Annotated in this window: 20 protein-coding genes and 1 pseudogene; 17 read left to right on the top strand and 4 right to left on the bottom strand. The window is 53.0% G+C overall.

Going from position 1 to position 21108, the window contains the following annotated elements; genetic code table 11:
* The 6 genes and pseudogenes from OGY18_RS12425 to OGY18_RS12400 form a co-directional block, all read left to right on the top strand.
* Window positions 1-363: pseudogene (locus OGY18_RS12425) on the top strand (IS1 family transposase); the annotation flags it as partial.
* A gap of 44 nt (window positions 364-407) precedes the next feature.
* Window positions 408-1103 carry an aquaporin Z gene (gene aqpZ, locus OGY18_RS12420; RefSeq protein ID WP_003834293.1) on the top strand — a complete coding sequence of 232 codons (696 nt, stop codon included), beginning with the start codon at window positions 408-410 and terminating at the stop codon, window positions 1101-1103.
* 143 nt (window positions 1104-1246) lie between these two features.
* Window positions 1247-2146, top strand: a complete 900-nt coding sequence (locus tag OGY18_RS12415) for a LysO family transporter (RefSeq protein ID WP_016150624.1) — start codon at window positions 1247-1249, stop codon at window positions 2144-2146.
* A 155-nt stretch (window positions 2147-2301) separates the two neighbouring features.
* Entirely contained in the window at window positions 2302-3954 is a 1653-nt protein-coding gene (hcp, locus tag OGY18_RS12410; protein WP_286553195.1) for a hydroxylamine reductase, read from the top strand.
* 10 nt (window positions 3955-3964) lie between these two features.
* Complete coding sequence (gene hcr, locus OGY18_RS12405) at window positions 3965-4933, top strand: NADH oxidoreductase (protein ID WP_284969273.1); 969 nt, start codon at window positions 3965-3967, stop codon at window positions 4931-4933.
* Between the two features lie 179 nt (window positions 4934-5112).
* Window positions 5113-6729 carry an FAD-NAD(P)-binding protein gene (locus OGY18_RS12400; protein WP_286553192.1) on the top strand — a complete coding sequence of 539 codons (1617 nt, stop codon included), beginning with the start codon at window positions 5113-5115 and terminating at the stop codon, window positions 6727-6729.
* Window positions 6730-6798: 69 nt separating this feature from the next.
* Here OGY18_RS12400 and OGY18_RS12395 read toward each other — a convergent pair whose 3' ends face one another.
* Window positions 6799-7233: a DoxX family protein gene (locus OGY18_RS12395; protein WP_003834302.1), complete on the bottom strand. Its 435-nt coding sequence runs from the start codon at window positions 7231-7233 to the stop codon at window positions 6799-6801.
* 152 nt (window positions 7234-7385) lie between these two features.
* Between OGY18_RS12395 and poxB the strand changes: the two genes are divergently transcribed.
* The 4 genes from poxB (at window position 7386) to OGY18_RS12375 (ending at window position 12813) form a co-directional block, all read left to right on the top strand.
* Entirely contained in the window at window positions 7386-9104 is a 1719-nt protein-coding gene (poxB, locus tag OGY18_RS12390; RefSeq protein ID WP_032943955.1) for a ubiquinone-dependent pyruvate dehydrogenase, read from the top strand.
* 155 nt (window positions 9105-9259) lie between these two features.
* The gene (gene ltaE / locus OGY18_RS12385; RefSeq protein ID WP_063940499.1) at window positions 9260-10261 is read left to right on the top strand and encodes a low-specificity L-threonine aldolase; all 1002 of its coding nucleotides are present in this window, start codon (window positions 9260-9262) and stop codon (window positions 10259-10261) included.
* A gap of 10 nt (window positions 10262-10271) precedes the next feature.
* Window positions 10272-11702: an SDR family oxidoreductase gene (locus tag OGY18_RS12380; protein WP_286553188.1), complete on the top strand. Its 1431-nt coding sequence runs from the start codon at window positions 10272-10274 to the stop codon at window positions 11700-11702.
* A gap of 97 nt (window positions 11703-11799) precedes the next feature.
* Entirely contained in the window at window positions 11800-12813 is a 1014-nt protein-coding gene (locus OGY18_RS12375) for a 3-beta-hydroxysteroid dehydrogenase (protein WP_003834312.1), read from the top strand.
* Window positions 12814-12913: 100 nt separating this feature from the next.
* Here the strand turns inward: OGY18_RS12375 and OGY18_RS12370 are convergent, their stop codons facing one another.
* On the bottom strand, window positions 12914-13744 hold the full coding sequence (locus OGY18_RS12370; RefSeq protein WP_286553186.1) for an N-acetylmuramoyl-L-alanine amidase: 831 nt from the start codon (window positions 13742-13744) through the stop codon (window positions 12914-12916).
* On the bottom strand, window positions 13741-14064 hold the full coding sequence (locus tag OGY18_RS12365; RefSeq protein ID WP_102190525.1) for a heavy metal-binding domain-containing protein: 324 nt from the start codon (window positions 14062-14064) through the stop codon (window positions 13741-13743). The genes OGY18_RS12370 and OGY18_RS12365 overlap by 4 nt, the downstream gene beginning before the upstream one ends.
* A gap of 126 nt (window positions 14065-14190) precedes the next feature.
* Between OGY18_RS12365 and OGY18_RS12360 the strand changes: the two genes are divergently transcribed.
* The 7 genes from OGY18_RS12360 (at window position 14191) to yegS (ending at window position 19823) form a co-directional block, all read left to right on the top strand.
* Entirely contained in the window at window positions 14191-14706 is a 516-nt protein-coding gene (locus OGY18_RS12360) for a lipoprotein (protein ID WP_286553183.1), read from the top strand.
* 225 nt (window positions 14707-14931) lie between these two features.
* Window positions 14932-15660, top strand: a complete 729-nt coding sequence (artP, locus tag OGY18_RS12355; RefSeq protein WP_003027295.1) for an arginine ABC transporter ATP-binding protein ArtP — start codon at window positions 14932-14934, stop codon at window positions 15658-15660.
* Window positions 15661-15676: 16 nt separating this feature from the next.
* A complete protein-coding gene (gene artI, locus OGY18_RS12350) occupies window positions 15677-16408 on the top strand; it encodes an arginine ABC transporter substrate-binding protein ArtI (RefSeq protein WP_016156951.1) in 732 nt (243 codons plus the stop codon).
* Between the two features lie 6 nt (window positions 16409-16414).
* On the top strand, window positions 16415-17131 hold the full coding sequence (gene artQ / locus OGY18_RS12345) for an arginine ABC transporter permease ArtQ (RefSeq protein WP_003027301.1): 717 nt from the start codon (window positions 16415-16417) through the stop codon (window positions 17129-17131).
* Window positions 17131-17799, top strand: coding sequence for an arginine ABC transporter permease ArtM (gene artM / locus OGY18_RS12340; RefSeq protein WP_003840185.1), 669 nt, complete (start codon window positions 17131-17133; stop codon window positions 17797-17799). Before artQ ends, artM begins: the two co-directional genes overlap by 1 nt.
* Window positions 17800-18060: 261 nt before the next feature.
* Window positions 18061-18792, top strand: coding sequence for an arginine ABC transporter substrate-binding protein ArtJ (artJ, locus tag OGY18_RS12335; protein WP_286553180.1), 732 nt, complete (start codon window positions 18061-18063; stop codon window positions 18790-18792).
* Window positions 18793-18923: 131 nt separating this feature from the next.
* Window positions 18924-19823: a lipid kinase YegS gene (gene yegS / locus OGY18_RS12330; RefSeq protein WP_191214296.1), complete on the top strand. Its 900-nt coding sequence runs from the start codon at window positions 18924-18926 to the stop codon at window positions 19821-19823.
* A gap of 20 nt (window positions 19824-19843) precedes the next feature.
* On the opposite strand, the gene fbaB is transcribed toward yegS, so the two are convergent.
* Window positions 19844-20896, bottom strand: coding sequence for a class I fructose-bisphosphate aldolase (fbaB, locus tag OGY18_RS12325; protein ID WP_003834421.1), 1053 nt, complete (start codon window positions 20894-20896; stop codon window positions 19844-19846).
* Between the last annotated feature and the right edge of the window lie 212 nt (window positions 20897-21108).

Here is a 21108-nt window from a genome sequence, read left to right as displayed (position 1 = left end):
GGCTACGTCGGTGCTAAATCACGTCAGCGCTGGCTGTTTTACGCGTATGACAGGATACGGAGGACGGTTGTGGCGCACGTCTTCGGTGAACGCACTCTGGCCACACTGGAGCGTCTTCTGAGCCTGCTGTCGGCCTTTGAGGTCGTGGTATGGATGACGGATGGCTGGCCGCTGTATGAACCCCGCCTGAAGGGAAAGCTGCACGTTATCAGCAAGCGTTACACTCAGCGCATTGAGTGACATAACCTGAATCTGAGACAACATCTGGCAAGGCTGGGACGGAAGTCACTGTCGTTCTCAAAATCGGTGGAGCTGCATGACAAGGTCATCGGGCATTATCTGAACATAAAACACTATCAGTAAGTTGGAGTCATTACCCGAACCCGGAACTTTTAATTGAGGTGGTTATGTTCAGGAAATTAGCAGCTGAATTCTTCGGTACGTTTTGGCTCGTCTTTGGCGGGTGCGGTAGCGCAATACTGGCCGCAGCATTCCCGGAGTTGGGTATTGGATTTGCCGGTGTCGCGCTGGCATTCGGCCTGACAGTATTAACCATGGCATTCGCTGTGGGTCATATTTCAGGTGGGCATTTTAACCCGGCGGTAACCTTCGGTTTATGGGCTGGCGGTCGTTTCCCGGCAAAAGATGTTATTGGTTACGTTATTGCTCAGGTTGTGGGCGGTATTGTTGCAGCTGCGGCACTGTATCTTATTGCCAGCGGTAAAGCAGGTTTTGATGCAACGGCCAGTGGTTTTGCTTCGAACGGCTTTGGTGAACATTCACCAGGCGGTTATTCCATGCTTTCTGCCGTCGTCATTGAAATTATTCTGACCGCAGGTTTCTTATTAGTGATCCACGGCGCGACCGATAAACATGCTCCGGCAGGTTTTGCACCTATCGCAATTGGTCTGGCGTTAACACTGATTCACTTGATCAGTATTCCGGTCACCAACACTTCCGTAAACCCGGCACGTAGTACCGCAGTCGCCATCTTCCAGGGCGGCTGGGCACTGCAACAATTGTGGTTCTTCTGGGTTATGCCGATCATCGGTGGGGTACTCGGCGGTCTTATTTACCGCACTCTGCTGGAAAAACGCGATTAATCGCTAACAAAAAGACCTGACTATTGTCAGGTCTTTTTTCTCCACGCTATATTTCCTTTTATTTGCAACTTTACTCCCCTCTTTGCATTGAGTAGTGTGTGCTAGCGCATTTCGTCTTACTTCTCAGCAAGGATCTGATTTTCATGTTTTCAGGGCTGTTAATCATTCTGGTTCCCCTTATTGTGGGCTACCTTATTCCGCTCCGGCACAGGACTGCATTACAACTTATCAATCGCCTGTTAAGCTGGATCGTCTACCTTATTCTCTTTTTTATGGGTATTAGCCTGGCGTTTCTGGATAATCTTGCCAGCAACCTGTTAGCCATTCTTCATTATTCTGCGGTCAGCGTGACAGTCATTATACTGTGTAATATTGCGGCGCTGTTCTGGCTGGAACGTTCGCTGCCCTGGAGACACAACCACAAGCAAGAAAAGCTCCCTTCGCGAATTGCAATGGCGCTTGAGTCGCTTCAGCTTTGCGGCGTCGTCGTCATCGGTTTCCTGCTCGGCCTCACTGGGCTTCCCATTCTGCAACATGCCACCGAAGCCAGCGAATATACGTTAATCTTTTTACTGTTCCTGGTGGGGATTCAACTGCGCAACAGCGGTATGACCTTAAAACAAATTGTGCTGAACCGTCGGGGGATGATCGTGGCCGTCGTCGTCGTCGCCAGTTCGATGCTGGCGGGGGTTATAAACGCGTTGATCCTCGGTCTGCCGCTGAAAACCGCGCTGGCGATGGCATCGGGTTTTGGCTGGTATTCCCTGTCCGGTATTCTGTTAACCGAATCGTTCGGGCCCGTAATTGGTAGTGCCGCCTTCTTTAACGACCTGGCCCGTGAGCTGATCGCCATTATGTTGATTCCAGGAATGGTGGGCCGCAGCCGCTCTACCGCGCTGGGATTATGCGGCGCGACATCAATGGATTTCACCCTGCCCGTTTTACAACGCAGCGGCGGTCTGGAAATGGTCCCGGCAGCCATCGTCCACGGCTTTATTCTGAGTCTTTTAGTGCCTCTGCTGATGGCGTTTTTCTCCGCCTGACGCCCGGGCAAATACCTCTCTGGCGGTAGTCAGCTACCGCCAAAATTGCGCTAAATCAATCTCCCTGCAAGTAGTAGCAGAAATCCCTTTTATCCCTACGCGCACAGGCATAACCTTAAACATGTATATTAAATATAACTTTAAAAGGTGTGACCATGTTTTGTGTGCAATGTGAACAAACCATCCGTACTCCGGCAGGAAACGGCTGCTCTTACGCGCAGGGTATGTGCGGTAAAACGGCTGAAACCTCCGATTTGCAGGATCTGCTAATTGCTTCCCTACAAGGTCTGTCTGCATGGGCTGTTAAAGCACGTGAATACGGCATCATCGACCATGAGGTTGATAACTTTGCGCCGCGTGCGTTCTTCTCCACGCTGACTAACGTTAACTTCGATTCCCCGCGTATTGTTGGCTATGCCCGTGAAGCTATCGCCATGCGCGACGCCCTGAAAGCGCAATGCCTGAACATCGATGCGAAGGCAGCGGTCGCCAACCCAATGGCCGATCTGCAACTGGTCAGCGACGATCTGGGCGACCTGCAACGTCAGGCCGCTGAATTTACCCCGAACAAAGACAAAGCAGCCATCGGCGAGAACATTCTCGGCCTGCGTCTGCTGTGTCTGTACGGCCTGAAAGGTGCGGCAGCTTACATGGAACACGCGCACGTTCTTGGTCAGTACGACAACGATATCTATGCTCAGTACCACAAAATCATGGCGTGGCTGGGTACCTGGCCTTCCGATATGAACGCTCTGTTGGAGTGTTCAATGGAAATCGGCCAGATGAACTTCAAAGTAATGAGCATTCTGGATGCCGGTGAAACCACCAAATACGGTCACCCGACCCCGACCCAGGTCAACGTAAAAGCGACCGAAGGTAAGTGCATCCTGATCTCCGGTCACGACCTGAAAGATCTGTACAACCTGCTGGAGCAGACCGAAGGTACTGGTGTTAACGTTTATACCCACGGTGAAATGCTGCCGGCGCACGGCTACCCGGAACTGCGTAAGTTCAAGCACCTGATCGGTAACTACGGCAGCGGTTGGCAGAACCAGCAGGTAGAGTTTGCCCGCTTCCCAGGTCCGATCGTCATGACCTCTAACTGCATCATCGACCCGACCGTTGGCGCGTACGACGACCGTATCTGGACCCGTAGCATCGTCGGTTGGCCGGGTGTCAGCCACCTCGAAGGCGACAACTTCGGTCCGGTTATCGCTCAGGCACAGCAGATGGCTGGCTTCCCGTACAGCGAAATCCCGCACCTGATCACCGTAGGTTTCGGTCGTCAGACCCTGCTGGGCGCTGCTGATACCCTGATCGACCTGGTGAGCCGCGAAAAACTGCGTCACATATTCCTGGTTGGCGGTTGTGACGGTGCACGTGGTGAACGTAACTACTTCACCGACTTCGCCACCAGCGTGCCGGATGACTGCCTGATCCTGACCCTTGCTTGCGGTAAATACCGTTTCAACAAACTGGAGTTCGGCGATATCGAAGGTCTGCCGCGTCTGGTGGATGCCGGTCAGTGTAACGATGCTTACTCTGCCATCATCCTGGCGGTAACCCTGGCTGAGAAACTGGGCTGTGGCGTGAACGATCTGCCGCTGTCTCTGGTGCTCTCCTGGTTCGAACAGAAAGCGATTGTTATTCTGCTGACCCTGCTGTCTCTGGGCGTGAAAAACATCGTCACTGGCCCGACTGCACCTGGTTTCTTCACACCGGATCTGCTGGCAGTTCTCAACGAGAAATTTGGTCTGCGTTCCGTGACCACCGTTGAAGAAGACATGAAGCAACTGCTGAGCGCGTAAGGAGTAAAGAATGACAATGCCAACTCATCAGTGCCCATGGCGGATGCAGGTTCACCACATCCATCAGGAAACGCCGGATGTATGGACAATTTCGTTGCTGTGCCACGATTATTATCCTTACCGCGCCGGGCAGTATGCACTGGTCAGCGTACGTAATTCAGCGGATACGCTGCGTGCTTACACCATTTCTTCAACGCCGGGCGTTAGCGAGTACATCACGTTGACCATCCGCCGGATTGACGATGGCGCAGGTTCACAGTGGCTAACCCGCGACGTGAAGCGCGGCGACTATATCTGGCTGTCGGATGCAATGGGTGAGTTCACCTGTGAAGATAAAGCGGAAGACAAGTTCCTGATGCTGGCCGCCGGCTGTGGTGTCACGCCAATCATGTCAATGCGTCGCTGGTTGGCAAAGTACCGCCCACAAGCGGATATACAGGTAATCTTTAACGTTCGCTCGCCGCAAGATGTCATTTTTGCCGACGAGTGGCGCGAATATCCGGTGACATTAGTTGCTGAAAACAATGCCACAGAAGGTTTTGTTTCCGGCCGACTGACGACTGAACTGCTGAAAAGCGTACCGGATCTGACCTCGCGTACCGTGATGACCTGTGGCCCGGCACCGTATATGGATCTGGTCGAGAAAGAAGTCAAAGCGCTGGGCGTGACGCGCTTCTTTAAGGAGCAGTTCTTCACACCTGTTGCCGAAGCCGCCACCAGCGGTCTGAAGTTTACCAAGCTACAGCCGGCGAAAGAGTTCTACGCGCCGGTGGGCAGTACGCTGCTGGATGCGCTGGAAAGCAACAAGGTTCCGGTTGTCGCCGCATGCCGTGCAGGCGTTTGCGGCTGCTGCAAAACCAAAGTGGTTGACGGTAACTACACGGTCAGCAGCACCATGACGCTGACCGACGCAGAAATCGCTGAAGGTTATGTGCTGGCTTGTTCCTGTCATCCGCAGGGTGATTTAGTGCTGGCGTAATTGGCCGGTATCTGATGTGCAAAAGGCTGCCTGGCTGTACCGGGTGGCCTTTTTTTATGCTGTCAGGCGTTGCAAAATTCTGATGTTTTCACTCTCCCCGCAAATTATCGACCACACTTACCCTGCGCAGATTAAACATAATCCCCGACTAGTACGTCGAACTTTCTACAAGGATCCCCATGAAAAAAGTGGCCATTGTCGGCGTCGGTCCCACCGGGATTTATACGTTTCATGCCCTGGTTGAGCGCGGTGAACCGCTGGAAATAGAGCTTTACGAGCAAGCTGAAGAGGCGGGCGTTGGCATGCCTTACAATAGCGACAACAACGCAGACCATATGCTGGCAAATATAGCCAGCATTGAGATCCCGCCGATCTATATCAGTTATCTGACGTGGCTTCAGAATCAAAGTGATGACTATCTGGCCCAGTTTCAGATTGAACGCGCGTCTTTGCATGAGCGGCAATTTTTGCCCCGCGTGATCCTCGGCGACTATTATCGCGATCGTTTCTTAGCCATTGTCGAGAAAGCGCAACAAGCCGGTTTCACGATTCGCGTACATGAATCAAGCGAAGTCACCGACCTGCGAGCAGACCCGAATGGGGTTTCTTTGTGGATCAACCACGCGTCACAGCCCGTTGAGGTGGATTTCGCCGCTATCGCCACTGGTCATCTGTGGCCTGAAACGGATGCTCAGGCACGCAAATTTTTCCCCAGTCCGTGGACCGGTCTGATGGACGCGCAGATTGGTGCTTGCCGGGTAGGGATTCTGGGCACCTCGTTAAGTGCTATCGACGCCGCGATGGCTGTGGCCAGTCAGCATGGCACCTTCACTACCAATACCGACCATTCACTGCAATTCACACCTAAATCCGACAGTCAAAACCTGAAACTGACCCTGATGTCGCGCAGCGGGGTACTGCCTGAAGCGGATTTTTACTGCCCCCTTCCGTATGAATCGCTGAATATCGCGACGCCAGAAGCGATTGAAGATGCCATTGCCCATGGCCAAAACGGATTACTGGACCGCATCTTTCAGCTTATGGCGCAACAACTGCAAGACGCAGCGCCAGGCTGGTGCCAACAGGTGGCGCTTGCGCCGCTTAACGCCGACACGTTCCCCGAAGTCTATTTCGCCGACAGGCTCAGACATGACCCTTTTGACTGGGCGAGACGTAACCTGGTAGAAGTTGAGCGCAACAAGCAAAAACAACATACCGTCGCCTGGCGCTATACCTTGCTGCGCCTGCACGAGGTTATCGAGGAGATAGTCCCTCATCTTGATACCCGCGACGAAAAACGTTTCAGGTGCGGACTGGCGCGGGTATTTATTGATAACTATGCGGCAATCCCGTCAGAGTCAGTTCGCCGAATGTTGGCGCTGCACGAAGCCGGGCTGATTGAGATCCTCGCGCTTGGCACAGATTATGAGCGTATGAATGAACAGGAAATGACGGTAATTTCCCACCACGGTCAGCGCAGCGAATTTGATGTGTTTATTGACGCCCGAGGACAACGGGCATTGCAGAGCAAAGATATCCCATTCCCAACGCTACGCGATCAACTGCTGGCCTGTGGCGATGAGATCCCGGATGTCGGCGAAGATTACACGCTGCAAGCGCCGGAAAACGCTCGCAATCGCATCGCTTTTGGCGGGCTGCCGTGGTTGATGCACGATCGTCCGTTTATTCAGGGATTAGTGGTCAGCGCTGAAATAGGCGCCGCGATGGCAAGGGCATTGACGCAGCGAGCGCTGAGACGTCGGCACAAACTATGGAACAGTGACGACATAGATTAGCGACAGATTGAACGTCGAGGCGGAGCAATGCTACGCTTTCCCGCCTCGGTATTGACTCTCAGATGGTAACTATCGCCAGGCTGAATTTCCGGCAACGGAGTAACGCCCCGCCCCCAAAAACGCCACGGCCAGCGCGCCGATGAAGAAATAAACCAGACTTTCAATCGCCCATGCACCGGTTTTATCCAGTGTCCAGGTTTCGCCCATCCCGACCATCAGCCATGCCACAACCATCGTAAACGCCAGCCCCAACGCCGCCGGACGCGTCAGGATGCCAAGAATAATCAGGCACGGTGCCACGACCTCTCCCAACAGAACGCCATACGCAATAAAGCCAGGGAAACCTTTCGCGATCAACATACCGCTGATGCCATCAATACCCGCAAAGAGTTTATGCAGCCCATGAAACAGCATCAGCCCACCGACGGCAAAGCGTAACAATAACTTGCCAAAATCTTCGTGAGTCAGCACTCGGTTAACTGAATTTAATAGTTTTATAACCATTTGAATTTATTCCTTGTTTCACCATGTCCAAAACAAACTACGCTTAATACAGGTTAAATGAAACCTGCCGGAAATAAGGGGGAAATGAGAAGCATAACTATTATCTTCATCTAAACTTGTAACCGGTATCACATTAGAGGAGAAGGAAAACCATGAAACAAACGGTTGCCGCTTTTATTGCTAAAACACTCGAACAGGCTGGCGTAAAACGCATTTGGGGTGTAACGGGTGACTCGCTAAATGGTCTGAGTGACAGTCTGAATCGTATGGGAACAATTGACTGGATGCCAACCCGTCATGAAGAGGTTGCAGCCTTCGCTGCGGGCGCTGAAGCGCAGTTGACGGGCGAACTAGCCGTCTGCGCAGGCTCGTGCGGGCCAGGCAACCTGCACCTGATCAACGGGCTGTTTGATTGTCACCGTAACCACGTCCCGGTGCTGGCAATCGCCGCGCATATTCCCTCCAGTGAAATAGGCAGCGGTTATTTTCAGGAGACCCACCCGCAAGAGTTGTTCCGCGAATGTAGCCACTATTGCGAGCTGGTTTCCAGCCCAGAACAGATCCCACAGGTGCTGGCAATTGCCATGCGTAAGGCGGTGCTCAACCGTGGCGTTTCCGTGGTGGTTTTACCCGGTGACGTGGCGCTAAAACCTGCACCTGAAAGCGCCACCACGCACTGGTATCATGCGCCGCTCCCGGTGGTGACTCCACAAGAAGAAGAGCTGAGAAAACTGGCGCAACTGCTGCGCTACTCCAGCAATATCGCCCTGATGTGCGGTAGTGGCTGCGCCGGTGCGCATAAAGAACTGGTTGAGTTTGCGGCTAAAATTAAAGCGCCGATTGTTCACGCCCTGCGTGGTAAAGAGCATGTTGAGTACGATAACCCCTATGACGTGGGTATGACCGGGCTGATTGGCTTTTCATCCGGCTTCCATACCATGATGAATGCCGACACGCTGATCCTGCTCGGTACCCAGTTCCCTTATCGCCCGTTCTACCCCACCGACGCCAAAATTATTCAGATTGATATCAATCCGGCGAGTATTGGCGCGCACAGTAAAGTTGATATGGCGCTGGTAGGCGATATTAAATCCACGTTACGGGCCCTACTGCCTCTGGTGGAAGAGAAAACCGAGCGGCAGTTCCTGGACAAAGCGCTTGAGCACTATCGCGAGGCGCGCAAAGGGCTGGATGATTTAGCCAAACCCAGCGATAAAGCCATTCACCCGCAATATCTGGCGCAACAGATCAGCCACTTTGCCGCTGACGATGCCATCTTTACCTGTGACGTTGGCACGCCAACGGTGTGGGCAGCACGCTATCTGAAAATGAACGGCAAACGTCGCCTGCTCGGATCGTTTAACCACGGGTCGATGGCGAATGCCATGCCGCAGGCACTCGGCGCACAAGCGACCGAACCAGGACGCCAGGTTGTGGCAATGTGCGGTGATGGCGGCTTTAGCATGCTGATGGGCGACTTTCTGTCGGTTGTTCAGATGAAGCTGCCAGTGAAGATTATTGTCTTCAACAACAGCGTGCTGGGATTTGTCGCAATGGAGATGAAAGCGGGCGGTTATCTGACCGACGGCACCGAACTGCACGACACCAACTTCGCGCGGATTGCCGAAGCCTGCGGCATTACAGGCATTCGCGTGGAAAAATCCTCAGAGGTTGATGAAGCGCTGCAAAGGGCGATGTCGATTGACGGCCCGGTGCTGGTCGATGTGGTCGTTGCGAAAGAAGAGCTGGCGATCCCACCGCAAATCAAACTCGAACAAGCCAAAGGTTTTAGCCTGTATATGCTGCGCGCAATCATCAGCGGGCGCGGTGATGAAGTGATCGAACTGGCGAAAACGAACTGGCTCAGGTAAAACATCCTTATTAAATCACACACAAAATCATTCATGATGCATCAAGGCGGCTAGCCCGAAAATCCCCAGGAGCATAGGTATACTATGTGACTGGGGTTTAAGGATGCGGCCAACGCCGAGGCAGCTTGAAGGATGAAGTGTAATAAGGAGACACCATGATTGATTTACGCAGTGATACCGTCACCCGCCCGAGTCGCGCCATGCTGGAAGAGATGATGGCAGCCCCGGTCGGGGATGACGTGTATGGAGACGACCCTACCGTTAACGCCCTCCAGCAATACGCCGCAGAGCTTTCTGGTAAAGAAGCCGCTATTTTCCTACCCACCGGCACTCAGGCAAACCTGGTGGCGCTGCTCAGCCATTGTCAGCGTGGCGAAGAGTACATTGCCGGTCAGGGCGCACATAACTATCTCTACGAAGCAGGTGGCGCAGCGGTGCTCGGTAGCATTCAACCGCAGCCTATCGACGCCGCACCGGATGGCTCCCTGCCGCTGGACAAAGTGGCTGCAAAAATCAAAGTGGACGATATCCATTTTGCCCGCACCCGCTTGCTCAGCCTGGAAAATACCCACAACGGCAAAGTGCTGCCGCGCGCGTATCTGAAAGACGCCTGGGAATTCACCCGCGAGCGTAATCTTGCCCTGCACGTCGACGGCGCACGTATTTTTAACGCCATCGTCGCCTACGGCTGTGAACTTAAAGATGTCACGCAATACTGTGATTCGTTCACCATTTGCCTCTCCAAAGGCCTCGGCACCCCCGTTGGTTCACTGCTGGTCGGCAGCCACGAGTACATCAAACGCGCTATTCGCTGGCGCAAAATGACCGGCGGCGGAATGCGTCAGGCCGGTATTCTGGCAGCAGCCGGACTGTATGCGCTGAAAAATAACGTGCCGCGTTTGCAGGAAGACCATGACAACGCCGCCTGGATGGCGGAGCAGCTGCGCGAAGCAGGGGCGGACGTCATGCGCCACGACACAAATATGCTGTTTGTTCGCGTTGGCGAAGAGCACGCTGCCGCGCTGGGCGAATATATGAAAGCGCAAGGCGTGCTGATTAACGCCTCCCCAATTGTGCGCCTGGTGATGCACCTGGACGTATCGCGTGAACAACTTGCTGAAGTCGTCGCCCACTGGCGCGCTTTTTTAACCCAATAAGGAGATGGGCGTGCCGCAACGGATTTTGGTTCTTGGCGCCAGTGGCTACATTGGTCAGCATTTGGTACAGGCGCTCAGTCAGCAAGGGCATCAGGTGTTGGCTACGGCACGTCGCATTGAACGGCTGGAAAAGCAGCAACTGGCCAATGTCAGTTGCCACAAGGTCGATTTGAATTGGCCAGAAAACCTCACCCCGCTGCTGACGGGTGTTGATACGGTTTATTATCTGGTTCATGGTATGGGCGAAGGCGGTGATTTTATCGCCCACGAACGTCAGGTGGCGATGAACGTGCGCGATGCGCTGCGTAATACGCCAGTTAAACAGCTTATTTTCCTGAGCTCATTGCAGGCTCCCCGGCATGAACAATCCGATCATCTGCGTGCGCGACAGATAACCGCAGACACCCTGCGCGAGTCAGGCGTGCCAATGACGGAATTGCGCGCGGGCATTATCGTGGGAGCGGGTTCCGCTGCCTTTGAAGTCATGCGCGATATGGTTTACAACCTGCCGGTTCTCACCCCTCCACGCTGGGTACGCTCGCGTACCACACCTATCGCGCTGGAGAATTTAATGTACTACCTGGTGGCGTTGCTGGAACATCCCACACAGCATCACCGCGTCCTCGAAGCCGCCGGACCGCAGGTGTTGAGCTATCAGGAACAGTTCGAGCATTTTATGGCGGTCAGCGGTAAACATCGCCTGCTCATCCCCATCCCCTTCCCTACCCGCTGGATTTCGGTCTGGTTTTTGAACGTCATTACGTCAGTGCCGCCGACCACGGCCAAAGCGCTGATCCAGGGCTTAAAACACGACCTGCTGGCTGATGACACCGAATTACGTGCGCTGATCCCGCAAAAGCTGATTGCCTTTGATGACGCGGTGCGCAGCACGTTGAAGGAAGAAGAGAAGCTGGTCAACTCCAGCGACTGGGGTTACGACGCACAGGCGTTTGCCCGCTGGCGTCCGGAATATGGCTATTTTGCTAAACAAGCTGGCTTTAGCGTTGAAACATCCGCCAGCAAAAAGGCTCTGTGGCAGGTTGTGAATCGACTCGGCGGCAAAGAAGGCTATTTCTTTGGCAATATTCTATGGAAGACGCGCGCGGCGTTGGACCTGCTGGTCGGCCATAAGCTGGCAAAAGGTCGTCCCAAACACCCACTATTGCAAGTTGGCGATACCGTTGATAGCTGGAAAGTCATCATCGTTGAGCCGGAGAAACAGCTGACACTGCTGTTTGGGATGAAAGCGCCGGGACTGGGTCGTCTGAGCTTCACACTGGAAGATAAAGGTGACCACCGACGCATTGATGTACGCGCGTGGTGGCATCCGCACGGTATGCCTGGCCTCTTCTACTGGCTGTTGATGATCCCCGCCCACCTGTTCATTTTCAGGGGGATGGCGAAGCGTATAGCCAAACTTGCAGAACAAATCACAGACTAATGATAAAAAGAGCCTGTATTCTTTCATGTTTCCCATTGCATACAGGCGTATTTCACGGAAGAATGCGCACGACGTTTTTTAAACACAGTGGATTGATATGAAGGTACTGGTTACCGGAGCCACCAGCGGCTTGGGCCGAAACGCGGTTGAGTTTTTATGCAGCAAAGGCGTCAGCGTCAGAGCCACCGGTCGCAACGAAGCGATGGGCAAGCTGCTGGAGAAAATGGGCGCAGAATTTGTGCATGCGGATTTGACCGAGCTGGTTTCTTCGCAGGCAAAAGTGATGCTTGCCGGCATTGACACGCTGTGGCACTGCTCCAGCTTCACCTCTCCATGGGGAACTCAGGAAGCTTTTGATCTGGCCAACGTTCGTGCTACCCGCCGTCTGGGCGAGTGGGCCGTAGCCTGGGGCGTACGTAACTTTATTCATATCTCCTCTCCGTCGCTGTATTTTGATTATCACCATCATCGCGATATCAAAGAAGACTTCCGTCCCCATCGCTTCGCCAATGAATTCGCCCGCAGCAAAGCGGCTGGAGAAGAGGTGATTGCGCTGCTCGCCCAGGCCAATCCGCAGACTCGCTTTACTGTCTTGCGCCCGCAAAGCTTGTTCGGACCTCACGATAAAGTCTTTATTCCCCGCCTCGCCCATATGATGTACCACTACGGCAGTATCCTGTTGCCGCACGGCGGGAGTGCGCTGGTGGATATGACCTATTACGAGAACGCAGTTCACGCGATGTGGCTGGCGAGTCAGGAAGCCTGCGATAAGCTGCCGTCGGGTCGTGCGTACAATATAACCAACGGTGAACATCGCACCCTGCGCAGTATTGTGCAGAAACTTATCGACGAGCTGAATATTGACTGCCGTATCCGCTCCGTGCCCTACCCGATGCTGGACATGATTGCCCGCAGCATGGAGCGCTTAGGCAATAAATCGGCGAAAGAGCCAAAGCTTACGCATTACGGCGTTTCGAAGCTAAATTTTGACTTTACGCTGGATACCAGCCGCGCTCAGGAAGAGTTAGGTTATCAGCCCGTTGTGACGCTGGATGAAGGGATTGAGCGTACCGCGGCCTGGCTGCGCGACCACGGTAAGCTGCCGCGTTAGGCTGATATCCATTGCAGGGTGGCGGCACAAGCGCCACAAATACCTGCCAAATTAACCGTAGGCCTGATAAGCGAAGCGCCATCAGGCATTGGTGTCTGCGTTAACCCTGCCCGTATCTCTCCAGTAACGCTTCGGCAATCGCCTGCGTTTCCGCGTCCGCCACGCCATTCCACAACGTCGGGCGGAAGTGCATCTGGAACGCCATAATCACCCGCTGCTGTTCACGCGGCGTCATCTCGGGTTTTACCTCATAGCCATAGCGTGACAGTAGATCGAGCAATGACGCGGTTTCTACCGGCGAATGGGGCGCTCGTCCAGCGAGATAAAATGCCACACGCTGAGCATCCGGCCATGCGCCAATGCCCTGAACGGCCAGTGCTTGCCACGGAAACAGCGGACCGGGATCGTCCTTACGCTGCGGCGCAATGTCTGCATGAGCCACCACGTTTTGCGGTTTTATGTCGTAGCGGGCGATGATATCTTTCGCCAATGGGACTAACGCCTGAATCTGCGCGGGCTCAAACGGCGCAAAATACTTGCTGCCCGCTGATTTTTGCCAGCCGCGGTTTTCCAGCTCAATGCCAATTGAGGTATCGTTAATACGCGTAGCGCCGCGCCAGAAGCTAATCCCCGCATGCCAGGCCAGATCTTTTTCCGGCACCAGTTGCCAGATACGCGGCTTACCATGGTAAAGCGGCGGCACTGCTGGGATCAAATAGTGCGAACTGACGTTTTTATCGGTCAGCGTAGCCAGAGAAGAGTCAAAATCATCGGCCGTGTAATGGATAACCAGCACTTTAATGCGCGGATAAGCAGCCTGTGCCTGTCGGCGGGTATCTAACTGATACCCGTCTTTGTCGACAATCCCTTTTTCGCCAGCACATCCCACCAGCAACAGCGTAAATGCCAGCAGACACAACAGACGTTTCATCGGCAAGTTTTCACCGCGGTACCGCTGACGCTCACCATCAGCATGCTACCGTCTTTGCCTACGGTTTCGTAATCGATATCGATACCGACCACCGCATCAGCACCCAGCGCTTTCGCCTGTTCGCCCAGCTCCTGAAAAGCAATTTCACGCGCTTTACGCAGCTCTTTTTCATACGCGCCGGAGCGACCACCGACAATATCGCGAATGCCGGCGAAGAAATCGCGGAAGATATTCGCGCCTAAAATGGCTTCACCGGTAACAACACCGCAGTATTCCACGATGCTCTGTCCTTCCAGCGTAGGGGTTGTCGAAAACTGCATGGTTAATCTCCTTTTTGCGCTAAGAGCACGATCTCAAAAGCATTATCGAACCGATCCACTATCATTGAAAGGATATATTCTATCAACGTAGAACACTAATCGTAGAAAGCTAATAAGGAAATCATTATGCGCTACTCGAAACTCTCTCTGCTGGTTCCCTGCGCACTTCTTCTCAGCGCCTGTACTACCGTGACGCCGGCCTATAAAGATAACGGCACACGTAGTGGTTCATGCATAGAAGGTGGGCCAGACAGCGTGGCTCAACAATTCTATGATTACCGTATTCAGCATCGAAACAATGACATTACCGCCCTTCGTCCGTACCTGAGCGACAATCTGGCTAAACTGCTGACCGACGCCAGCCGCGATAATGCACACCGCGACCTGTTTAACAGCGATCCGTTCTCCAGTCGCGCTACGTTACCAGACAGCGCCAGTGTCGCTAGCGCATCGACTATTCCGAATAGTGATGCACGCAACATTCCACTGCGCGTAGAGCTGAAACAGGGTGACCAAAGCTGGCGTGATGAAGTGTTGATGATCCGTGAAGGTCAGTGCTGGGTCGTTGATGATGTACGCTATCTGGGCGGCAGCGTACACGCGCCAGCCGGGACGTTGCGCCAGTCTGTCGAAAACCGCTAACCGCCCCATTCACCCGCTTAAATCATAACCCCCATAAATTGTCTGGCATTCTGCATAGAATGCCGACAATTATTCTTACCCACTGGTGACCTCGCTATTTTGTGCTATGTTTAGAGAAGAATGCGGTTTGCATTTAACTTTTAACGCATAAATATTGCATAACTATTCTGTCAAAGGTAGTATCTGCGGCTTCAATAGCTATCAGACTGCCAGTATCGAGTGTCAATGAGTATTCAATTAAACGGCATTAACTGCTTCTACGGCGCACATCAGGCGCTGTTCGATATCACGCTGGATTGCCCTCAGGGTGAAACACTGGTGTTACTTGGCCCAAGTGGCGCCGGGAAAAGCTCGCTGCTGCGCGTACTCAACCTGCTTGAGATGCCGCGCTCGGGCACGCTCTCTATTGCGGGCAACCGTTTCGACTTCACGAAGACCCCGTCAGATAAAGCCATTCGGGATCTGCGTCAAAACGTTGGCATGGTCTTTCAGCAATATAATCTCTGGCCGCATCTCACGGTGGTGCAGAACCTGATTGAAGCGCCCTGCCGCGTACTGGGTCTGACAAAAGAGCAAGCGATGGCGCGCGCCGAGAAACTGCTGGAACGTCTGCGCCTGAAGCCGTACAGCGATCGCTATCCGCTGCATCTTTCCGGCGGCCAGCAACAGCGTGTAGCCATTGCCCGCGCGTTGATGATGGAGCCGCAGGTGCTGCTGTTTGATGAACCGACCGCCGCGCTTGACCCGGAAATTACCGCCCAAATCGTCAGCATTATTCGCGAACTGGCGGAAACCAACATTACTCAGGTGATCGTCACCCACGAAGTGGAAGTTGCACGTAAAACGGCCAGTCGTGTGGTGTATATGGAAAACGGTCACATCGTCGAGTTTGGGGATGCGAGCTGCTTTGCCAACCCGCAAACCGAAGCGTTTAAAAACTATCTTTCTCACTAAGATTCGGGACAATACAATGAAAAAAGTTCTGATTGCCGCGCTAATCGCAGGTTTTAGTCTTTCCGCTACCGCAGCCCAAACCATTCGTTTCGCCACCGAAGCGTCTTATCCTCCGTTTGAATCTATCGATGCGAATAACAAGATCGTAGGTTTTGACGTTGATCTGGCAAACGCGCTGTGTAAAGAGATTGACGCTACTTGTACCTTCACCAATCAGGCCTTCGACAGCCTGATTCCGAGCCTGAAATTCCGTCGTTTTGACGCGGTGATGGCCGGTATGGACATCACGCCTGAGCGTGAAAAACAGGTGCTGTTCACCACCCCTTACTACGACAACTCTGCGCTGTTTGTGGGCCAGCAGGGTAAATACACCGGCATCGACCAGTTGAAAGGTAAAAAAGTCGGCGTTCAAAACGGTACCACGCACCAGAAATTCATCATGGATAAACATCCGGAAGTGACCACTGTGCCGTATGACAGCTACCAGAATGCCAAACTCGATCTGCAAAACGGTCGTATTGACGGCGTCTTTGGTGATACCGCAGTAGTAACCGAGTGGCTGAAAGACAATCCTAAGCTTGCCGCGGTTGGTGACAAAGTCACGGATAAAGATTACTTCGGTACAGGTCTGGGCATCGCGGTACGCCAGGGCAATACCGAGCTGCAGCAGAAATTTAACGCTGCGCTGGAAAAAGTGAAGAAAGATGGGACTTACGAGACCATCTACAACAAATGGTTCCAGAAGTAATATTTGATGAATGAATTTTTTCCTTTAGCAAGCGCCGCCGGGATGACCGTCGGCCTTGCCGTTTGTGCGCTGATCATTGGCCTTGCACTCGCCATGTTTTTTGCCGTCTGGGAGTCAGTAAAATGGCGCCCGGTGGCATGGGCGGGCTCGGCCCTGGTCACCATCCTGCGCGGTCTGCCAGAAATCCTGGTGGTTCTGTTTATCTATTTCGGTTCCTCACAATTGCTGCTGACGCTGGCCGATGGCTTTACGATCAATCTCGGGTTTGTACAAATCCCGGTTCAGATGCAGATCGAAAACTTCGACGTCAGCCCGTTCCTGTGCGGTGTCATTGCACTGTCATTATTGTACGCCGCTTACGCGTCGCAAACGCTGCGTGGCGCGCTGAAGGCCGTGCCACTCGGACAATGGGAATCAGGTCAGGCGTTGGGTTTGTCTAAAGCCGCGATCTTCTTTCGCCTGGTGATGCCGCAGATGTGGCGTCATGCCTTACCGGGACTGGGTAACCAGTGGCTGGTATTGCTGAAAGATACCGCGCTGGTCAGCCTTATCAGCGTGAACGATCTGATGCTGCAAACCAAGAGTATTGCCACCCGCACCCAGGAGCCGTTTACCTGGTACATTGTGGCGGCCGCTATTTACCTGGTGATTACGCTGGTGAGTCAGTACATTCTCAAACGCATTGACCTGCGCGCGACACGTTTTGAGCGGAGACCAGGCTGATGCTTGAGTATTTACCTGAATTGTTGAAAGGGCTGCATACCAGCCTGACGCTGACGGTCGCCTCCATCGTGGTTGCTCTGGTGCTGGCGCTAATCTTCACCGTCATCCTGACGCTGAAAACGCCGGTGCTGGTGTGGCTGGTACGCGCGTATATCACGCTGTTTACCGGTACACCGCTGCTGGTGCAAATCTTCCTGATCTACTACGGACCAGGACAGTTTCCGGCATTGCAAGAATATCCGGTACTGTGGCATCTGCTCTCTGAACCCTGGTTATGCGCCTTAATCGCGCTGTCGTTAAACAGTGCGGCCTACACTACGCAACTGTTCTACGGCGCTATTCGTGCAATCCCGGAAGGCCAGTGGCAGTCCTGCGGAGCGTTAGGGATGAGCAAAAAGGATACGCTGGCGATTCTGTTGCCGTACGCCTTTAAACGCGCCCTCTCCTCGTATTCCAACGAAGTGGTGCTGGTATTTAAAAGTACCTCACTGGCTTACACCATCACGCTGATGGAAGTCATGGGCTATAGCCAGCTGCTGTACGGTCGTACTTATGACGTTATGGTCTTCGGTGCCGCGGGTGTGATTTACCTGATCGTCAACGGCTTGCTGACGCTGATGATGCGCTTAATCGAACGTAAAGCGCTGGCGTTTGAACACCGGAATTAAGCATATGCCTGATGGCGCTACGCTTATCAGGCCTACGGTTCATGCACCTTTTGTAGGCCGGATAAGGTGCTAGCACCGCCATCCGGCAAATGTGCATAAGTAAAAAACATAAAGACGGACAACAACCTAAATTGTCCGTCTTTTTTCATACCAATAAAAATACTTAATCATTTTTATTGCATATAAATTCATTAAATGGCATTGTTACTCCACGCCGCAGACACGGTAATAATCATAAGATTGACAGACGGGAGTTCCACCATGAAAAAGTTAGTACTGGCCGCATTACTTGCTACTTTCGCCGCTGGCGCCTCAGCTGCTGATAAAATTAGTTTCGGTGTATCAGCCACGTATCCGCCATTTGAATCACTGGATGCGAGCAATAAAATTGTCGGTTTTGACATCGATCTGGCAACGGCGCTGTGCAAACAAATGCAGGCAGAATGTACTTTCACCAATCACGCTTTCGATAGCCTGATCCCCGCGCTGAAATTCAAGAAATATGATGCGGTAATTTCCGGAATGGATATCACCCCTGAGCGTAGCAAGCAGGTAGCATTTACTCAGCCTTACTATGCCAACTCCGCGCTGGTGATTGCGAAAAAAGACACCTATAAAACCTTTGCTGACCTGAAAGGTAAGCGCATCGGTATGGAAAACGGCACCACGCATCAGAAATACCTGCAGGATAAACATCCTGAGGTGAAAACCGTGGCCTACGACAGCTATCAGAATGCGATTATTGACCTGAAAAATGGCCGTATTGATGGTGTATTTGGTGATACTGCTGTGGTTAACGAATGGCTAAAAACCAACCCACAGTTAGGCGTAGCCACTGACAAAGTTACCGATCCGCAATACTTCGGTACTGGTCTTGGCATCGCGGTTCGCCCGGATAACAAAGCCCTGCTGGATAAACTGAACAGCGCGCTGGCGGCCATCAAAGCTGACGGCACGTACCAGAAAATCAGCGACCAATGGTTCCCGCAGTAACGTCTGCTCAATCTGAAAAGCCGCGCTCTGCGGCTTTTTTTATCTCTTCGCCTGCGCTTTCAGTCAGTTCTTACGCCATAAATGCTTTCCTGGCATACACTTGTTAAAACGAAAAAAAGTGAGGCAAACGGATGATAGCGTTCCCTGCCAGTTTACTGATCCTCAATGGAAAAAGTGCTGATAATCTCCCCCTGCGTGATGCCATTGCGAAGCTTCGCGATGAAGGCGTGGAAATCCATGTTCGCGTGACCTGGGAAAAAGGCGATGCCCAACGCTACGTTGATGAAGCTCGTCAGCTAGGCGTTGAAACGGTAATAGCCGGCGGCGGCGACGGCACAATAAACGAAGTTTCGACGGCGCTTATCCAGTCGCAGGGCGGCAATATTCCGGCGCTGGGTATTTTACCGTTGGGAACGGCGAATGACTTTGCCACCAGCGTTGGTATACCCGACGACCTTGATAAGGCGTTAAAGCTGGCTATCGCCGCAAATGCGACGGCGATCGATATGGTGCAGGTCAACGATAAAACCTGTTTTATCAACATGGCGACCGGCGGATTTGGCACGCGTATCACCACCGAAACGCCGGAAAAACTCAAGGCCGCGTTGGGCGGTGTATCGTATTTTATTCACGGATTAATGCGCATGGATACGCTCAAGCCTGACATCTGTGACATTCGTGGGGAAGATTTTCACTGGCAGGGTAAGGCGCTGGTGATTGGTATCGGTAACGGTCGCCAGGCTGGTGGTGGGCAACAGCTTTGCCCAACGGCGCTAATCAACGACGGTCTGCTGCAACTGCGCATTTTTACCGGCGAGGAACTACTGCCAGGGCTGCTTTCGGCATTAACGCAATCCGAAGACAACCCTAATATTATTGACGGCGCATCGTCGTGGTTTGATATCCGCGCCCCGCACGAAATTACCTTTAATCTCGATGGCGAACCGCTCAGCGGACAAGAATTTCATATTGAAATCTTGCCCGCTGCGCTACGTTGCAGACTCCCGCCGGGTTGTCCGCTGTTGCGCTAACCCGACGACAATCCGAGGGATCAGGCAATAGTGACTTTGCTGTCCAGATAAACGTCCTGTACGGCGTTAATCAACTTAACGCCGTCGGCCATGGTTTTCTTGAACGCTTTACGCCCCAGAATCAACCCCATGCCGCCCGCACGTTTGTTAATCACCGCTGTACGCACTGCATCGCTCAGGTCGGTGTCGCCGCCGGCCGCCCCGCCAGAGTTAATTAATCCGGCGCGCCCCATATAACAGTTCGCCAGTTGATAACGCACCAGGTCAATTGGATTCTCACTGGTCAACTTGGTGTAAACGCGATCGTCGGTGTAGCCAAAATTAACCGCTTTATACCCGCCGTTATTTTCCGCCATTTTCTGCTTAACGATATCCGCTCCGATAGTGGCAGCCAGATGGTTAGCCTGCCCGGTAAGATCGGCGGAAACATGGTAATCCACGCCATCTTTTTTAAACGCGGAGTTACGCAGATACGCCCACAGCACGGTAACCATACCCAACTCATGGGCGCGCTCAAACGCTGCTGAAATCTCTTCAATCTGGCGGCGAGATTCCTCAGAACCGAAATATATGGTTGCCCCTACCGCAACCGCACCCATATTGAACGCCTGCTCTACGCTGGCATACAGCGTCTGGTCAAAGGTATTCGGATAGCTGAGCGTTTCATTGTGGTTAATTTTAACGAGGAACGGGATACGGTGCGCGTAGCGGCGGGAGACAGAAGCCAGCACACCGTAAGTCGATGCCACGCAGTTGCACCCTGCTTCGATAGCCAACTCCACAATATTCTTCGGATCAAAGTACAGCGGGTTAGCGGCAAACGAAGCCCCAGCAGAATGCTCTACCCCCTGATCCACCGGTAGGATCGACAGATACCCTGTCCCGGCAAGTCGCCCCGTGTTATACAGCGTCTGCATATTACGCAGAACGGCAGGCGGCCGATTGTTATCCACCATTACGCGATCGACGTAATCATGTCCAGGCAGGTAAAGTTGGTCAGAAGGAATGGTCATACAACGATGCTGTAAAAGGCTGTCGGCATCTTTGCCAAGCAACTGCGCAATATCAGTCATAGCTATGCTCCCGTAAGTTCCGGTTTAAAACCGGAATATGGATTGTCCTGACCCGCCTTTTTTGCGGGCAGCATTAAGCCTGGTACCGACTGCGCTTTTTTTCCATCTTTAGCGCACTTTTCAGCAACTTCTGCTGGCTCGATTCAGGAAAAAATAATGTTAAGACGGTCAAAGTTTAACCTCAAAGGTATTTTAAAGGTATTATTGAATGG

This window comes from Citrobacter sp. Cpo142 (genome assembly GCF_030332425.1).
In the GTDB taxonomy this organism is placed as follows: Bacteria; Pseudomonadota; Gammaproteobacteria; order Enterobacterales; family Enterobacteriaceae; genus Citrobacter; species Citrobacter portucalensis.
Note: the sequence above shows the minus strand (reverse complement) of the source record. Positions and strands in the feature narration are given on the sequence as shown.

Coding starts and splice junctions, on each gene's coding strand:
- aqpZ (WP_003834293.1), top strand. CDS start 408: ATGTTCAGGAAATTAGCAGCTGAATTCTTCGGTACGTTTTGGCTCGTC.
- OGY18_RS12415 (WP_016150624.1), top strand. CDS start 1,247: ATGTTTTCAGGGCTGTTAATCATTCTGGTTCCCCTTATTGTGGGCTAC.
- hcp (WP_286553195.1), top strand. CDS start 2,302: ATGTTTTGTGTGCAATGTGAACAAACCATCCGTACTCCGGCAGGAAAC.
- hcr (WP_284969273.1), top strand. CDS start 3,965: ATGACAATGCCAACTCATCAGTGCCCATGGCGGATGCAGGTTCACCAC.
- OGY18_RS12400 (WP_286553192.1), top strand. CDS start 5,113: ATGAAAAAAGTGGCCATTGTCGGCGTCGGTCCCACCGGGATTTATACG.
- OGY18_RS12395 (WP_003834302.1), bottom strand. CDS start 7,233: ATGGTTATAAAACTATTAAATTCAGTTAACCGAGTGCTGACTCACGAA.
- poxB (WP_032943955.1), top strand. CDS start 7,386: ATGAAACAAACGGTTGCCGCTTTTATTGCTAAAACACTCGAACAGGCT.
- ltaE (WP_063940499.1), top strand. CDS start 9,260: ATGATTGATTTACGCAGTGATACCGTCACCCGCCCGAGTCGCGCCATG.
- OGY18_RS12375 (WP_003834312.1), top strand. CDS start 11,800: ATGAAGGTACTGGTTACCGGAGCCACCAGCGGCTTGGGCCGAAACGCG.
- OGY18_RS12370 (WP_286553186.1), bottom strand. CDS start 13,744: ATGAAACGTCTGTTGTGTCTGCTGGCATTTACGCTGTTGCTGGTGGGA.
- OGY18_RS12365 (WP_102190525.1), bottom strand. CDS start 14,064: ATGCAGTTTTCGACAACCCCTACGCTGGAAGGACAGAGCATCGTGGAA.
- OGY18_RS12360 (WP_286553183.1), top strand. CDS start 14,191: ATGCGCTACTCGAAACTCTCTCTGCTGGTTCCCTGCGCACTTCTTCTC.
- artP (WP_003027295.1), top strand. CDS start 14,932: ATGAGTATTCAATTAAACGGCATTAACTGCTTCTACGGCGCACATCAG.
- artI (WP_016156951.1), top strand. CDS start 15,677: ATGAAAAAAGTTCTGATTGCCGCGCTAATCGCAGGTTTTAGTCTTTCC.
- artQ (WP_003027301.1), top strand. CDS start 16,415: ATGAATGAATTTTTTCCTTTAGCAAGCGCCGCCGGGATGACCGTCGGC.
- artM (WP_003840185.1), top strand. CDS start 17,131: ATGCTTGAGTATTTACCTGAATTGTTGAAAGGGCTGCATACCAGCCTG.
- artJ (WP_286553180.1), top strand. CDS start 18,061: ATGAAAAAGTTAGTACTGGCCGCATTACTTGCTACTTTCGCCGCTGGC.
- yegS (WP_191214296.1), top strand. CDS start 18,924: ATGATAGCGTTCCCTGCCAGTTTACTGATCCTCAATGGAAAAAGTGCT.
- fbaB (WP_003834421.1), bottom strand. CDS start 20,896: ATGACTGATATTGCGCAGTTGCTTGGCAAAGATGCCGACAGCCTTTTA.